The sequence below is a fragment of the Halomarinibacterium sedimenti genome (genome assembly GCF_019312585.1).
Classification (GTDB): domain Bacteria; phylum Bacteroidota; class Bacteroidia; order Flavobacteriales; family Flavobacteriaceae; genus Halomarinibacterium; species Halomarinibacterium sedimenti.
Map to the genome: position 1 here is coordinate 244870 of NZ_JAHWDP010000001.1, position 15960 is coordinate 260829.

At 35.1% G+C, this 15960-nt stretch carries 17 protein-coding genes; 4 read left to right on the plus strand and 13 right to left on the minus strand.

The window, feature by feature from the left end:
* Positions 1–30: 30 nt before the first annotated feature.
* Both nadE and KXJ69_RS01230 read left to right on the plus strand, forming a co-directional pair.
* A complete protein-coding gene (gene nadE, locus KXJ69_RS01225; protein WP_219050517.1) occupies positions 31–822 on the plus strand; it encodes an NAD(+) synthase in 792 nt (263 codons plus the stop codon).
* A gap of 154 nt (positions 823–976) precedes the next feature.
* Positions 977–1609, plus strand: coding sequence for a response regulator (locus KXJ69_RS01230; protein WP_219050518.1), 633 nt, complete (start codon positions 977–979; stop codon positions 1607–1609).
* On the opposite strand, the gene dnaG is transcribed toward KXJ69_RS01230, so the two are convergent.
* The 5 genes from dnaG to KXJ69_RS01255 form a co-directional block, all read right to left on the minus strand.
* Positions 1610–3571 (minus strand): DNA primase, encoded by a 1962-nt coding sequence (gene dnaG, locus KXJ69_RS01235; protein ID WP_219050519.1) that lies wholly within the window; start codon positions 3569–3571, stop codon positions 1610–1612.
* A gap of 119 nt (positions 3572–3690) precedes the next feature.
* Positions 3691–4740, minus strand: a complete 1050-nt coding sequence (locus tag KXJ69_RS01240) for a porin family protein (RefSeq protein ID WP_219050520.1) — start codon at positions 4738–4740, stop codon at positions 3691–3693.
* A gap of 44 nt (positions 4741–4784) precedes the next feature.
* Positions 4785–5570, minus strand: coding sequence for a hypothetical protein (locus KXJ69_RS01245; RefSeq protein ID WP_219050521.1), 786 nt, complete (start codon positions 5568–5570; stop codon positions 4785–4787).
* Entirely contained in the window at positions 5557–6123 is a 567-nt protein-coding gene (locus KXJ69_RS01250; protein ID WP_219050522.1) for an RNA polymerase sigma factor, read from the minus strand. Before KXJ69_RS01250 ends, KXJ69_RS01245 begins: the two co-directional genes overlap by 14 nt.
* 73 nt (positions 6124–6196) lie before the next feature.
* Positions 6197–7174 (minus strand): polyprenyl synthetase family protein, encoded by a 978-nt coding sequence (locus KXJ69_RS01255; protein WP_219050523.1) that lies wholly within the window; start codon positions 7172–7174, stop codon positions 6197–6199.
* A 121-nt stretch (positions 7175–7295) separates the two neighbouring features.
* Here KXJ69_RS01255 and KXJ69_RS01260 point away from each other — a divergent pair, with 121 nt between their 5' ends.
* Positions 7296–8141, plus strand: a complete 846-nt coding sequence (locus KXJ69_RS01260) for a T9SS-dependent choice-of-anchor J family protein (protein WP_219050524.1) — start codon at positions 7296–7298, stop codon at positions 8139–8141.
* Positions 8142–8191: 50 nt separating this feature from the next.
* On the opposite strand, the gene rlmN is transcribed toward KXJ69_RS01260, so the two are convergent.
* From rlmN to rsgA, 8 genes are all read right to left on the minus strand, one after another.
* Positions 8192–9232 carry a dual-specificity RNA methyltransferase RlmN gene (rlmN, locus tag KXJ69_RS01265; protein ID WP_219050525.1) on the minus strand — a complete coding sequence of 347 codons (1041 nt, stop codon included), beginning with the start codon at positions 9230–9232 and terminating at the stop codon, positions 8192–8194.
* Between the two features lie 86 nt (positions 9233–9318).
* Positions 9319–10968, minus strand: a complete 1650-nt coding sequence (locus KXJ69_RS01270) for a T9SS type A sorting domain-containing protein (RefSeq protein WP_219050526.1) — start codon at positions 10966–10968, stop codon at positions 9319–9321.
* A 119-nt stretch (positions 10969–11087) separates the two neighbouring features.
* Positions 11088–12137 (minus strand): tRNA preQ1(34) S-adenosylmethionine ribosyltransferase-isomerase QueA, encoded by a 1050-nt coding sequence (queA, locus tag KXJ69_RS01275; protein WP_219050527.1) that lies wholly within the window; start codon positions 12135–12137, stop codon positions 11088–11090.
* A gap of 80 nt (positions 12138–12217) precedes the next feature.
* A complete protein-coding gene (aroA, locus tag KXJ69_RS01280) occupies positions 12218–13450 on the minus strand; it encodes a 3-phosphoshikimate 1-carboxyvinyltransferase (RefSeq protein WP_255571143.1) in 1233 nt (410 codons plus the stop codon).
* A gap of 1 nt (position 13451) precedes the next feature.
* A complete protein-coding gene (locus KXJ69_RS01285; protein ID WP_219050528.1) occupies positions 13452–13685 on the minus strand; it encodes a hypothetical protein in 234 nt (77 codons plus the stop codon).
* 1 nt (position 13686) lies between these two features.
* Positions 13687–14013, minus strand: a complete 327-nt coding sequence (locus KXJ69_RS01290) for a nucleotide pyrophosphohydrolase (protein ID WP_219050529.1) — start codon at positions 14011–14013, stop codon at positions 13687–13689.
* Positions 14013–14465, minus strand: a complete 453-nt coding sequence (gene dtd, locus KXJ69_RS01295) for a D-aminoacyl-tRNA deacylase (protein ID WP_219050530.1) — start codon at positions 14463–14465, stop codon at positions 14013–14015. Before dtd ends, KXJ69_RS01290 begins: the two co-directional genes overlap by 1 nt.
* Positions 14462–15412 carry a ribosome small subunit-dependent GTPase A gene (gene rsgA / locus KXJ69_RS01300; protein WP_219050531.1) on the minus strand — a complete coding sequence of 317 codons (951 nt, stop codon included), beginning with the start codon at positions 15410–15412 and terminating at the stop codon, positions 14462–14464. Before rsgA ends, dtd begins: the two co-directional genes overlap by 4 nt.
* An 82-nt stretch (positions 15413–15494) precedes the next feature.
* On the opposite strand from rsgA, the gene KXJ69_RS01305 reads away from it, so the two are divergent.
* Positions 15495–15947 carry a hypothetical protein gene (locus KXJ69_RS01305; protein WP_219050532.1) on the plus strand — a complete coding sequence of 151 codons (453 nt, stop codon included), beginning with the start codon at positions 15495–15497 and terminating at the stop codon, positions 15945–15947.
* Positions 15948–15960: the final 13 nt, after the last annotated feature.

Below are 15960 nucleotides of genomic sequence, written 5' to 3' on the forward strand. Positions count from 1 at the left end.
TATCATTAATCTTGTTTAAATTGTCCTAAAATGAATACAGAAAAGGTTACAGACCATATTGTAAATTGGTTAAAAGAATATGCTATAAATGCCAAAATGGATGGTTTTGTCGTGGGGGTTAGTGGTGGAATAGACTCTGCTGTAACCTCAACCCTTTGTGCAATGACTGGATTACGGACCCTTTGCGTAGAAATGCCCATACATCAAGCGGCATCTCAAGTAACAAGAGCGCAAGAGCATATTTTACAATTAAAAAGCCGTTTTGCCAATGTAACCGACGTGCGAGTAGATCTTACCCCGGTTTTTGAAGAATTAAAAAAACAAGTACCTCAAACTAAAGAAGATGCTTTTCTAGATTTAAGCCTTGCAAATACTCGTGCTCGCCTACGAATGACAACACTTTATTATTTTGCAGGATTACATCGATATTTAGTAGCAGGAACAGGTAATAAGGTTGAAGATTTTGGAGTTGGTTTTTATACAAAATACGGTGATGGTGGCGTGGATTTAAGTCCCATTGCAGATTTGCTAAAAAGTGAAGTGTATAGTATTGGTAGACATGTAAATGTTCCAGATTCTATCTTAAAAGCGGCTCCTACAGATGGACTTTTTGGCGATAGTCGAACAGACGAAGATCAAATTGGAGCAAGTTATGACGAACTAGAATGGGCAATGAAAATGATTGAAGAAAACAAATCTCCCGAAGACTTTGAAGGACGCAAAAAAGAGGTACTCAAAATATACGCACGCTTAAATAAGGCCAACCAACATAAGATGAAACCCATTCCTGTTTGCGAAATTCCCCCTCATATTAAACTTTAACAGTTCTTCAACGAATTTTCTTACAGTTCGACGAAAAATAATAGACTCTCAACTTCTTTTTTATAGTTTTGATTTGTAGTATAAATATTACAAAAACCTCACACTTATTATAATCCCCTGTTTTAAGTGTTTTCTTTAATAAAATGAATAAAGAATGAAGAAAATTGTTATTGCAGATCACCATCCGGTTACCAGAAAAGGGATTGCTTGCATGTTAAAAAAGTCGAAGGATTATTCCATCGTAGGAAAAGTAAATAATGGAGATGAACTTTTTAAGAATTTGGAAGAAATCAATCCCGATATATTAATTATGGAAATTGATATGCCACAGATTAACGGCATAAATGTCTTACGAAGCATAAAAACTGAGTTTCCCCAAACAAGAGTTCTTATCTTTTCTACACATCCCGAAGAAATTTATGCGCTCCGCTCCATTAAATCTGGCGCCGCTGGATATGTACCAAAAACAGCATCTACAAAAGTATTCCTAAAAGCACTAAAACGAATTGCAAAAGGAGGAATTTTCCTTAATGAAGAACTTACCTCAACTTTTACTAGTAGAAACGTTGGAGAGTCTAGTGCTATAAGCCGTTATAAAAAATTATCTTCTCGCGAGATAGAAGTACTTAATTTATTGTCTAGTGGAAAACGCAATAAAGACATAGCCAACGCACTTGATATTAACGAAAAGACTGTTAGTACATACAAAACTAGACTGTTGAAAAAGTTAAAAGTAGATAATCTAGCAGATTTGATTAACCAATCGAGAATGTTTCAGTTTGGGTAGTTAGAGCACCCTGTTTAGTTTTTCTGAAAGGACTTTTTTCAACGTAATATAATCCATAATATTCTGGAGATTTTCTTTATCTTCAGAAACCTCTGGATTTTTTACTGCTTCACTTAAGTCCATTATTTTTTTCGACACTAAGTGCCTACGTAAATTTAAAATGGTTTCACTTACCATCTGTGAAATACCGTGTTTTTTCTCTTTTACATAAATATCCTTTCTATCCCAATGATGTAATTGGTGTTTTTCTTCATCCATCACCACATGACTGGCAACTTCTGCAATTTCTTTAGGAAGTTGATTAATTAGTTGATCAATTTTTAACTCTCCTTCTTGATTATAAGTGTTTATTACAGCGTAATATAATTGCTGAAAGGCATCATTAGTAAACTCCACTTCATCCTCCTGAAGATCTAAATAAATCTTTTCAAACACCTTTGCTGTCACCCACTCGGGTTTAAAAACAATTTCACCTTCTTCTGATGCTTCAATAATTAATTCTTCAAAACGCTCCTCCTCATTTCCATATAGCAATAACAATTCAATAATTTTTTGCTCTAATTGATATTGGGCATCTACTTTTTGAATGACCTCCTTTTCTACAGGCACCACTTCCATAGTTTCTGTATCTCTTCGAGGCCTTTTTGATGCTTCCCTTCGTTCCTTCTGAAGCATTTGAGCAAGCGTGTTAAAAAGCACTTCCTCACTAATATCCATGATACGAGAGCATTCTTTTAAATACACTTCCTGCTTTATCGAATCTGGAATTTTCGAGATACTCGTGACCATATCCCGAATAGTCTCCGCTTTTTTTATAGGATCATTCTTGGCTTCAGAAGCTAAAAGAGATGCTTTAAAATTGATAAAATCTTTAGCATTCTCTTCTAAATACAGCGTGAGATCTTCAAGGGAATTATTTTTTGCAAAGCTATCTGGGTCCTCGCCTTCTGGAAAAGTACAAATCTTAACATTAAGCCCTTGTTCCAAAATCAAATCCACCCCACGCAATGAAGCACGTAAACCAGCAGCATCTCCATCAAATAGTAAGGTGATGTTTTTTGTTAGCCGATGAATGAGTCTAATCTGTTCTGAAGTTAATGCTGTACCAGATGAAGAAACAACATTTTCAATTCCGCTTTGGTGAAACTGAATCACATCGGTATAGCCTTCCACCAAATAACAATTGTCCTCTTTGGCAATGGCTTGTTTTGCAAGGTAAATTCCGTAGAGGACTTTACTTTTATGATATACTTCACTCTCGGGTGAATTGAGGTATTTTGCAGCTTTTTTATCGCTGGTTAAAATACGTCCTCCAAATCCTAACACACGTCCGCTTAAACTGTGGATTGGAAAAATAACACGTCCTTTAAATCGGTCGAATTGTTTTTCCGTTTTTACAATGGTTAACCCTGTTTTTTCTAGGTAACTAAGTTGATATCCATTTTTTAAGGCTTCAGAGGTAAAGGCATCCCACTCATCTGGCGAATACCCAAGCTGAAACTTTTTTATAATAGCTTCAGTAAAACCTCTTTCCTTAAAATAACTATAGCCTATGGCTTTGCCAGCTTCCGTTTCGGTAAGTGTTTTAGCAAAATAGTCTCGTGCAAATTCATTCACCAAATACAAGCTTTCCCGTTCGCTTGCTTCCTCTTTGGCTTCGGCACTTTGCTCGGTTTCTTCAATTTCAATTCCGTACTTTTTTGCCAAATATTTAATGGCTTCGGGATACGAAAAATGCTCGTGTTCCATTAAAAAAGCCACTACATTACCTCCTTTTCCGCTGGAAAAATCTTTCCAAATCTGCTTAACGGGAGATACCATAAAACTTGGAGTGCGTTCTTCAGAAAAAGGACTCAATCCTTTATAGTTACTCCCCGATTTCTTTAACTGAACAAAATCACCAATAACCTCCTCAACACGGGCGGTATCAAATACTTGATCTATGGTGGTTTTTGAAATCAAAAGGAGCTAAATTTAAAACAAATATACTAAATGAAAACCTCTCGACTGCGCTCGATGATACAATAAAAAAGACACTCAAAAACCGAGTGCCTTTTCTTACTAATTATTGAAACATCTGGCTAATCCATATCGAAACGCAATCCTAAGGATACATTGTGAAGGTCTATAGTATTATCTTTAAAAATTGGGTTGAGATCATATTTTACATAAAGCGCAGTGTCTCGCCATCCAATATACCCACTCAATCCATAAATTACATTATTAGTATTGTAATTGGCCTTTAATTTTTGTTTTACACTTTCACCTTCTTCATCAAACTTTAATTTTTGACGTGCGCCTAAATTAAGTCCAACATACCCACCCAAACCTACTTTTATTTTATTATAGGTATTATACCTAAAATAGGTTTCTTTTTCAATCTTGTTTGAGGGGCCAAATTCAAAATGTACTGGAATTACAAGGTTATCCATTCGGAATTTCGATTTATCCAAATCTCCATCAAACGTTTGCAGTTCGGACATGTCTCCTGTATCCACAAAATACCTATTATCTGTTGGCTTAAGTCCGTTAAACTGAAATGAAATTCCGTATTTTACACGAAGCCAATTGCTTTCATTAAAAACTCTCGTTTTCCAAGCCCAACCAATTTCTGCAAATCGGCTTCCTCCTATTTTAAAATCGCTATCATTTAAAGATTGTCCATCGCCAATCGCATTGTTTAAGCCAAAAGCCAAAACAAAATCACTGGTGGTACGACGGTCGTATTTTCTTTCTTTATACTTTCTACCTAGGTAAATAAAGCCGTCTTTGTCTTTTCCTCCCAGTCCAAAACTCAAAACAGTTCGATCATCATCATCAATAACCTCCACAGTATTGTTGCGTTGGATTAATGCTATTTTATTATCTACAATAGCGATTCGGTTTTCAATATTGAGTGCATGCTTTTCGGCAGCGGCGTTTTTTAATTGCTCTGCTTCAGCCTCAGTAATTTGATTGTTCTCCAATCTTTTATTAATGTTCTCTACTTCCCCTTTTAACAAGTCCTTTTCTTCATTAATAATAGCTTCCTTTGAAGCTTCTAAGGTTTCTAAAGTGGTTTCTTGAGCGTGGATTTGGCACATAGTTAGTAGCCATACCGCCAAAGCGGCACTAAATGTAATAAGTCTCATAATGTTCGTGATTTGTGCTTTTTAAAGCGTGATTGATGAATTGTTTAATTGTTGCGCTCTGCAACGGCAGACCGCACTTTGTTGAATCCTTCCCCTAAGGCATCGAAAACCCGATCTCGAAAACTACGTTCTAGTTCGGTTTCTACATCCAACAGTAGGGCTGCAGCATCTACTTTTTGGGTGTTGGCCTGTAAGATTCTATTATTGGAGATGTCCCGTTGTGCTTTGGCCAAAAGCGCATCGATTTCATCTGGGGTCACTGTATTATTTTCATTTTGAATTTTCTGAACCGCAATCACTACCTCATCTACTTTCTTGTTTATAAAAAGCTCTTCTTTTGTGGGTTCTTTTTCAGTCTTAGCTTCTTTTATCGCAATGACTTCTTTGTTTTGGTTTTGAATTTCAATTAACGGATTGATAGTCTCTTTTTTAATTGAAGCTGGGTTCTTTTCAGTTTTGGCAATGTTCGATTTTGGAAGTTGAACCTCTTCTATTTTTTCGGCAGGGATATCATTATCTTTTTCTTCTGAAATATTTTCAGAAGCTATTCCTCCTTCATTTTGAAATTGTTCATTGGTATCTAACACTTCTATTGGTGTTTCATTTACTAGTTGGGTATTTACCTTTTCTTTACTAAAAAACAAGGTGGTTACCAGTAATATCCCTACAAAACTTGCTGCGACAGCAAACCAAACAAAGGTATTGTTCCTTTTTTGTGGGGCTTGCGTATCTAATTTTGCTGAAAGTTTTGCCCAAGCATCATGGCTAGGAGTAAGTTCCCTTTCCTGCAACTTTTCTCTAATATTTTCTTCAAATTTAATGGGTGCCATAACTTAATTTGTTTTCTTGATTCATCCTATTTTGAAGCGCCTTTCGTGCTTTAAACAACTGGGTTTTTGATGTGCTTTCAGAAATTTGTAACAACTCTGCTATCTCACTATGTTTATAACCCTCAACTGCATATAGCACAAAAACGGTTTTGTAGCCATCGGGAAGTTCGTCTATCATTTTTTGGATTTCATTTACTTCCAATTCTGTTTCAATATAGGCGACGTGATCTGTAGATTGCTCTAGTACTTTCTCATCTTCAAAAAATAAAGCCTTCTCTTTGCGCAATTGAGAGATAGACTCATTGACCATAATCCGGCGTATCCAACCTTCAAAACTACCTTCAAACTTATACGAGTTTAAGTAGGTAAATACTTTTAGAAATCCAGTAAGCATCACCTCTTCGGCAATATCATCTCTTTTAATATACTGCCTGCAAACACTTAGCATCTTTGGTGCAAAAAGTTCATACAATTCCTGCTGTGCTTTTCTATTACCATCTTTGGCTCGAGAAATAACACTTTTGTAATTTTTATGTAATGAAACCAATCGCATACAAGGGTTTAAAAAACGCTTCTATTATAAAGACGCAACATCGAAAGAAAAGGTTGCCTCGGGTTCAAAAAAATTATTTTTTTCTCTCTATAACGTAGTTCACCATAAGTTCTAAGGAGTCTCTATAAGGTGAGGCAGGATAACTTTGTAAAAGAGTTAGTGCTTGTTCTTGGTAGGTTGTCATTTTTGAAATAGCATAATCCAAACCTCCACTATTCTTTACAAACGCAATAACTTCTTTTACTCTTTGCTTATCATTATTATAATTCTTCACCGAATTAATAAGCCAAACACGGTCTTTTTTTGACGCATTATTGATAGCATATATTAAAGGAAGTGTCATTTTCTTTTCTTTAATATCAATTCCTGTGGGTTTCCCAATGGCAGTATCGCCATAATCAAACAAGTCATCCTTTATTTGAAACGCTATCCCTATTAATTCTCCAAATTTTCTTAAAGTTTCAACATCATTGGCTTTTGCATGAACAGATTGAGCTCCCATAGCACAGCAAGCAGCAATAAGTGTAGCGGTTTTTTGACGAATAATATTAAAATACACCTCTTCTGTGATATCAAGCCTACGAGCTTTTTCAATTTGAAGTAATTCGCCTTCGCTCATTTCACGCACAGCCACCGAAATAATTTTCAATAAATCGAAATCATCATTATCTATAGAGAGTAGTAACCCTTTTGAAAGCAGATAATCGCCTACCAGCACAGCAATTTTATTTTTCCAAAGGGCATTGATGGAAAAGAATCCTCGTCTTCGATTACTATCGTCCACTACATCATCATGCACAAGGGTTGCAGTATGTATTAACTCAATTACTGAAGCCCCACGATAGGTACGCTCATTCACTTTACCCTCGTTGCACATTTTGGCTATTAAAAAAACAAACATGGGTCGCATTTGTTTTCCCTTCCGATTTACCACATAATGTGTAATTCTATTAAAAAGTGCCACTTTTGTAGACATGGACTCAGAGAACTTTTTTTCGAAAAGTTCCATCTCTTCCTCAATGGGCAGTTTTATTTTGGAAACGACTTTCATATACTCAGAGATACAAATTACGTTAAATTAGAATTAAAATAGTAGTATATAGAATGCATTTGTTTAATTTTAAAACTTCATTAAACCTTAAAATATATTTAATATGAAAAAAATTACTTTATTGGCAGCTTTCTTTGCTGCATTTGCTATGAATGGACAAATTATCTTTTCTGAAGATTTTGAAGCAGATCCCGTTGATTCTATCCTATTTACCAATTGGGATAACCATGATGAAGACGGAGATGGAAATTTTTGGGAAGTAACTGATATGTTTGCTTTTGCGACTGGAACCAGTGGTGCGGTTAATCACCCAATGCAAACTTTAGCGGCTGATTCTGACTCTTGGGAAGGTGGTGCATTTTCACCTGATAATTATTTAGTGACAAAAACTCCATTAAATCTATCAAATTCTTCAGGGTCTTCTCTTACTTATACTGTTGGAACTTATCAAGTTAATGGAACCTTTATTAATGATAAATATTCTATTTACCTAACAGATTCAAATGCTGTATTAGATATTTTAGCGGCAACCCCTGTTGTTACAAAATTTGTTGGCGATGATTGCCCAAGCAATCAAGCAGACGGTTCTGAGTCTGCGGCAACATTAACTGTTGATATTTCAGCTTTTGATGGACAAGTTGTATACTTAACGTTTAGACATTATGACACTACAGATGAAAATTCTGTATTAATTGATGATGTTATTGTTGATGGTATTCTTGCAGTTTCAGATCAAAACTTTAATGGTTTTACTTATTTTGTAGATGCCAACAACCAACTTAATCTTTCTGCTTCTATTGCTATGGAAAAAGTGGCTTTATACAATGTATTAGGACAAGAGGTATTATCGGCTAAGCTTTCTAGCAACAGTGAAGTTATAGATATTTCTGGATTAAATTCTGGTGTTTATATAGCAACCGTATCTATTGAAGGGCAAGTAAAGTCTTTTAAAATTGTTAAGAAATAATTTAACTAATTAAGTACAATTTTAAAGAGCGGCAATTGCCGCTCTTTTTTTTATTTCTTATTTGCTAATTGTCCGCAAGCCGCATCAATATCTTTACCTCTACTTCTTCTAACAGTAACTGGAATTCTATTCGATTCTAGCTGCTGAATATACTTTTGGATTGCATCATCATCTGCTTGCTGGAAATCGCCATCATCAATAGGGTTGTACTCGATTAAATTAACCTTACAAGGCACATATTTACAGAATCTAACCAAGGCTTTTATATCTTCATCCTTATCATTGATTCCTTTCCAAACTACATACTCGTAGGTGATTTTCTTCTTGGTGTTTGAATACCAATATTCTAAAGATTCTTGTAAATCTTGAAGTGTAAAACTCTTTGCAAACGGCATGATTTGTTCGCGAGTTTCTTGAATGGCAGAATGTAATGAAACAGCTAGATTAAATTTTACCTTATCATCGGCTAGCTTTTTAATCATTTTTGGCACACCCGAGGTAGATAAGGTTATTCTCTTTGGAGACATCCCCAAACCTTCATCACTCGTTATTTTTTCAATAGATTCAAGAACATTTTTATAGTTCATAAGAGGCTCACCCATTCCCATAAAAACAATATTTGTAAGGGGTCTGTTATGGTATAGCAAACTTTCACGGTGAATTGCAACCACCTGATCGTAAATCTCATCGGGATTTAAATTACGCATACGTTTTAATCGTGCTGTGGCACAAAAATTACAATCCAGACTACAACCCACTTGTGAAGATACACAAGCGGTTGTTCTTTTTGAAGTAGGAATAAGCACTGATTCAACAATGAGACCGTCATGCAATCGTACGGCGTTTTTAATGGTACCATCTTTACTTTTTTGAAGAGTATCTACCTTTATATGATTGATTACAAAATTCTCCTCTAATTGTGTCCGAGTTTCTTTTGAAATATTTGTCATATCTTCAAAAGAATGCGCCCCTTTATTCCATAGCCATTCATAGACTTGATTCCCTCTAAATGCTTTATCCCCCTTGGAAACAAAAAAATCTCGAAGTTCTTCTTTTGAAAGTGCTCTTATGTCTTTTTTTTCGGAAATCATCTGGCAAAATTACCATATATTTTTGGGTATAATAAAAAACCTCTTAAAATTAAGAGGCTTTATTACTTTAAATAGTATAGCGTTGGTTAATGCCTAATGATAATTTTTTTTGTGATACTATCATTAGTGTTATCATCAATTAAATGCAGAAAGTAAATACCCTCTGGGTAATTTTCAACATTCATTCTATTTTCGGAATTCGACATACTTCCTCTTGACACTTCTTGCCCTAGCATATTGTAAAAACGATAACTTAAGTTAGGGTATCGCGTATTCATAACCATAAAATAGTTTGATACTGGATTAGGATAAACAAACAATTGACCCGTAAATTCAAAATCTCCAACACTTAATGAGTTTTCAATTGTATCGATTTGATTTTGTCCACTGTTAAGTGGGTCTAACCAATCACGAAGTCTGTTATCAGGCGAAGTACCTGCATTCCAAGAAATACCTATCCTTCCATAAATATCATAGTCGCCATTATTTTCAATACCATTACAATTAGATTCACCTGCATACAGCTGTCCAATAATCCTTCCAAATTCATTAAAAAGTGGCGATCCAGAAGATCCACTTTCTGTTGTTCCTATATCCCAACCATTTCCATTTCCTGCAGAAACTCCTCTAATGAGCCACACTTTTACTCCATTGGCATTTTCTTTAATAGCTGGATCGTTATCTCTACAAATTTTCATTATATCACCATTAGGATGATGAATTCCAATCTGGAACTGAGGTTGAATATCGCTTTTATCCCATCCTGCAAATGCTACATCCCATGAAGCCGGAATTGAGTTAAAAAGTTCTACCAAGGCAAAATCTGTAATTGTATTACTTGCTCTTAATTGGGCACCACTCATTGTGAAATTAGACTGGATATCTGCACTTTCTCCATCAATTCCGCAAACTGGATTGGGGCTCACCCAATTAAAACGAACCGACCATAAAGCAGGATCTGAATTATTCAAACAATGATTTGCTGTTAGCAAATATGGTTTTTTATCATGCATAGTATTGTTTACCAGAGCAGCAGAGCAAAGATGTCCGTTTCCTAAGTTTAAAAGTGCAACCGTTTTTTTAATTAAATTTTTCTTGCTTTCAAAATCACTACCCACAGAGCAATTTACATCAAAATTACAATCACCAGAATCTCCAAGACCTCTTCCATCCTCCAACATTTGCCGTACTCTTCCCATACGGTACCCGTGAATAATACTGCCAATTTCTAGTAAAGGAGGGCTTGAAACATGGGGTGGTTGAAAATATTCCACCACAATAGTTTCCCCTTCAATAAACCAAGAACCTAAAACATTAGAATTCCTATTGTTTTCCGTAGTATAAACTATAGAAAAATCAGTTTTATTAGAATTGTACATTTGCAAGGTAGCACCCTCAGGAAGTCGAAAATTATTAAAGTTAACTCCCATATTTAGTGCCTCGGGAGATTTTATTGCAACTCTCCAAAGTTTACTCCCATCATCCAAGAGTGTCCAAACACCACTACTTTCAAAATCTAGTGTGATTCTTCGTTCAACTCCATATCTCCAAGGAAGTGTTTTATCTTGGTCGTTAATACTGTCTTCAATAGCTAAAGCGACTAAATCTAAAGGAATTAATTCTATTGGGGAAATATCATCAAGCTGTAACTCCCAACTTAATGGAGTCCTGCCCTCTTGTGACGTTGCTGTGAAGAAGGAAATAAGAAAAAGCAATAGGAAGGTAGCTCTTTTCAACTTAAAATGGTTAGCTATCAACTAACTAAGATAGCTTTTTCTTTTATAATTAGAAAAAACTGAGGCACAAAAAAAGCCCTATTCAAAAAATAGAGCTTTTAATCATTATCTAGCTAATGTTATATAATTAACATCGCATCACCATAGGTATAAAAACGATATTTTTCTTTTATGGCTTCTGCATAGGCTTCCTTAATAAATTCGTGACCTGCAAAAGCAGCTACCATCATTAATAAGGTTGACTTTGGTGTATGGAAATTAGTTACCATACTATTAGCAATACTAAAATCATAAGGAGGGAAAATAAACTTATTGGTCCATCCTGTATATGCATTTAGAGTTGCTCCAGAAGAAACTGAACTTTCTAAAGCTCTCATTACCGTAGTGCCCACGGCACAAATACGTCTTTTATCCTTTATTCCACGGTTTATGGTCTCAACAGCCGCATCTTGAATAATCATCTCTTCCGAATCCATTTTGTGTTTGGAAAGGTCCTCAACCTCCACTGGGCTAAAAGTCCCTAATCCTACATGCAAAGTAACTTCAGCAAAATTTACTCCCTTAATTTCCAAACGCTTCATTAAATGTTTTGAAAAGTGTAATCCAGCGGTAGGCGCAGCAACTGCTCCTTCATTTTTAGCAAAAATAGTTTGGTAACGTTCTGCATCTTCCGGTTCTACATCTCTTTTAATATATTTTGGAAGAGGTGTTTCTCCTAGCTCAGTTAATTTACTTCTAAACTCTTCATACGAACCGTCAAAAAGAAAACGCAGTGTTCTTCCTCGAGACGTAGTATTGTCTATCACCTCTGCTACTAAAGACTCATCATCTCCAAAATACAATTTGTTTCCAATTCTAATTTTACGCGCTGGATCTACCAAAACATCCCAAAGACGAGTTTCTGGATTTAGTTCACGCAATAAAAAGACTTCTATACGAGCTCCGGTTTTTTCTTTATTTCCGAAAAGGCGTGCTGGGAAAACCTTGGTATTATTTAACACCAATACATCATCTTCCTTAAAATATTCAATTAAATCCTTGAACATTTTATGCTCAATGGTTTTCTCTTTTCTATTTAACACCATAAGACGCGCATCGTCTCTATTTGGTGCTGGGTATTCTGCAAGTAAGTCGGCTGGTAAGTCGAAGTTAAAATTGGATAATTTCATTCCCATAAGTGATGGCTTTTATTTTAGAAGCGGCAAATATACAACCTCAAGATAGGCGTTGTCAAGTAAATAGGGATTTATTATTGGAAATCGATTGAAAAGCCCACAGATTTAAGGTCTTCCCAAAAAGTTGGATAAGATTTTGAAACCACTTCACAATCATTTATCTGTAACGATGTCTTTAAAGCTAAAGGAGCAAATGCCATTGCCATACGATGGTCATTATAGGTATTGATTGAAACATTTTTAAATATAGTATTTGAAGAAGTTAGTTTAAGACTGGCTTCATTAATCTCAAGGTAAGCGCCTAATTTTTCTAATTCTACTTTTAAAGCCGTAAGCCTATCTGTCTCTTTAATTTTCAAGGTGTGAAGTCCTTGGAGTTCACAGTCAGTTCCTAAACCAAAGCATGTTACTGCAATAGTTTGTGCAATATCTGGAGTATTGACTAAATTAAAATTGACTTTATTAGGGACCTCAATTTTACTTTTTGAAAGCTTAATGGCATTTTCTTTTGGGAAAAATTCAGTTTCAACTCCTAAGCTTGTGTATATTGTTGAAAGTGCTGCATCTCCTTGTAAGCTTTGCTTTCGATAACTTTTTAAAACAATTTCAGTTGCTTTAGACAGTGCTACGATACTATAAAAATAGGATGCCGAACTCCAATCTGATTCCACAACAACCGTTTGATTCTCGATACTTTTTTTATTAGGGATATAAATATTATTTTCTGAAAAATTCCCTTCAATACCTAGCTGTTGCATCAAAGCTAACGTCATATTTATATATGGCACTGAAGTGATTTTTCCCTCTAATTGTATTGTTAAGCCGTTGGGTAAGGATGGAGCAATTAGCATTAACGCAGAAATGAACTGACTGCTTGTAGTAGCCGCTATCGACACTTTATTTTGAGTCAATTTTTTTCCTCTTATTTTTAAAGGTGGATATCCATCATTTTTTTCATATTGAATATCCGCCCCCATTTGTCGTAAAGCTTCTACTAAAATACCTATAGGACGCTCTTGCATTCTTTCACTGCCTGTGAGAATAACTTCAGAATTTTCTTTACAAGCAAAATAGGCAGTTAAAAATCGCATCGCAGTGCCCGCATGGTGAATATCAACTTCTTTCTCTTTTGAGTTTAACGCCTTTTGAAGGTATTTGGTGTCATCACTTTCTGAAAGATTTTCAATAGTGATGTTAGGATATAAAGCCTTAAGAATAAGCAAACGATTCGATTCACTTTTTGAACCCGTTATTTGGACTTCAAACGTTTTTTTGGGAAGTGTTGTATGGTGGAGAATTGCCTTCAAATTATTTCTGATTCTCTTTCAGTTTTTTCCAAAACTTTCCGTAGGTAACAAAAAAACCATACACAAAGCCCCCAAGACCAATAGAAAGTAAAAAAACAACGGGATCTCTAGAAATAAATTCGAAGCTAAAGCCTTCAATCGCCCATTTAAATATGCAGAAAAGCACTGCAAATGCAATTGCCAAAGTGACAACCGACCTCCAAAAATTTTTATGATTAACAATTTTTTTGAACATGCTATTTCAGTTTTTCGTTATTGTGGTGACGGTCGTGATCTCGTTTGGTTTTCTTCTCCATTTTTTTATCGAATGCTGCTTGTAAATCCACTCCTGTTTGGTTTGCTAAACAAAGTACTACAAAAACTACATCTGCCAACTCCTCACCTAAGTCTTTATCCTTATCGCTTTCTTTTTCACTTTGCTCACCGTATCTACGCGCAATAATGCGAGCTACTTCGCCAACCTCCTCAGAAAGCTGAGCCATATTGGTAAGCTCGTTAAAATAACGAACCCCGTGTTCTTTAATCCAGTCGTCTACTATTTTTTGAGCGTTTTGAATATCCATTACTCCCTAATTTTTGAATCTATTATAATTGTTACAGGTCCATCATTAATTAAAGCAACATCCATCATGGCACCAAATTCTCCTGTCATTACTTTTTGTTGGCTATCCATTTTAAGTTGTTTTACAAATTCTTCATATAATGGTATAGCAATTTCTGGGCGAGCGGCTTTAATAAATGAAGGCCTATTCCCTTTTTTGGTACTTGCATGTAGTGTAAACTGGCTAACCACCAATACCTCCCCTTGTATATCTAACAACGATTTGTTCATGGCATCGTTTTCATCTGAGAACACCCTTAATTGAACTATTTTTTTACTTAACCATTGAATATCTTCTAAAGAATCTTCTGTTTCAATGCCTAACAATATAAGAAACCCATTATTAATTTCTGAAATAATTTGCCTTTCAACTGTTACGGAAGCTTTTTTTACTCTTTGTACTACAACTCTCATTCTTTATTATAAATATCTTTTCGATAGGTTTCATCTTCTCCTTCCAAAATTTGTAAATAACTTTTGTAACGAGACCAAGCAAGTTCGTCTTTTTCTAAGGCCTCTTTCACTGCACATTTTGGTTCTTCAAGATGCAAACAATTATGAAATTTACAATGTACTTTTAAAGCAAAAAATTCTGGAAAATAATCGGCCAATTCTTCTTTTTCCATTTCCACAATACCAAAGCCCTTTATCCCTGGGGTATCAATAATTTGACCTTCAAAAGAAAGATCATACATCTCTGCAAAGGTAGTGGTATGTTGTCCTTGTAGATGTTGTTCGGATATTTCGGAAGTTTTTAAATTTAAATTGGGTTCAATGGTATTGATTAAAGTAGATTTCCCAACCCCACTATGGCCAGAAAACATAGATACTTTATGCTGCATTAATGTCTTTACCTTATCAATATTTTTTCCTGTTTTGGCAGATATCCCTATACATTCATAGCCAATACTTCTGTATAAATGTGCTAAGTATTTAATTTCTAAAACCTCTTCTTCAGTATAGGTGTCAATTTTATTAAATAGTAAGACGGCTTTTACATGATAAGCTTCGGCAGTTATTAAAAAACGATCTATAAAAGTGGTAAATGTGGGAGGATTATTCAATGTTACTAATAAAAAAGCAATATCGATATTTGCTGCAATAATGTGAGTTTGTTTTGAAAGATTGACCGATTTACGAATGATGTAATTTTCTCTTTCTTCAATTTCATAAATAATACCGATGGTTTCATCTCCTTTGGTCTCCACTTCAAACAACACACGGTCACCCACAGCCACTGGATTGGTACTCTTTATGCCTTCAATACGAAACTTCCCCTTTAAACGGCATTCGTAAAAAGTTCCGTTTTGAGATTTTACGGTATACCAACTTCCTGTAGATTTATAAACGGTGCCTTTCATTATCACAAAAATCTGAAAATTAAAGCAAACGACCTCACATAAATTTTATATTTGCAATTCCACAAAAATTAAACACTTAATTATGAAAAAATTTACAATTCTCCTTTTGTTACTTGTTTTCATCCCCGAAATAAATGCGCAGGTATATGAATTTAAAACCATAACGGTTATTGAATCTATTATCCCTAATGGATTGGGTCGCTCTAGAATGATCTCTGTAAATGATGAAAGAGATTATAAAGAGTTTACTTCTACCCGCTCTGAAGAGGACAACGATCGAAACAAATCTGACCGAAGCGACATTCGCGTAAAGGGATTTGACGAAACCAAACTATTAAATTTCTTTAATTTGGGCGGAATTCGTTTCCAAAACATTGCTGCCAATGATGCTATTGTAACCTCAAAACTTAATGCAATGTCTGAAGAAGGTTGGGAGCTTACTTTTGTAAACAGTGGTGTTGAAAGCTACGGAGGTAAAGGTGACGACAACGGAATTTACATTACTCGCTATATTTTTAAAAGAGTTAAACAATAATATTATTGAAAGA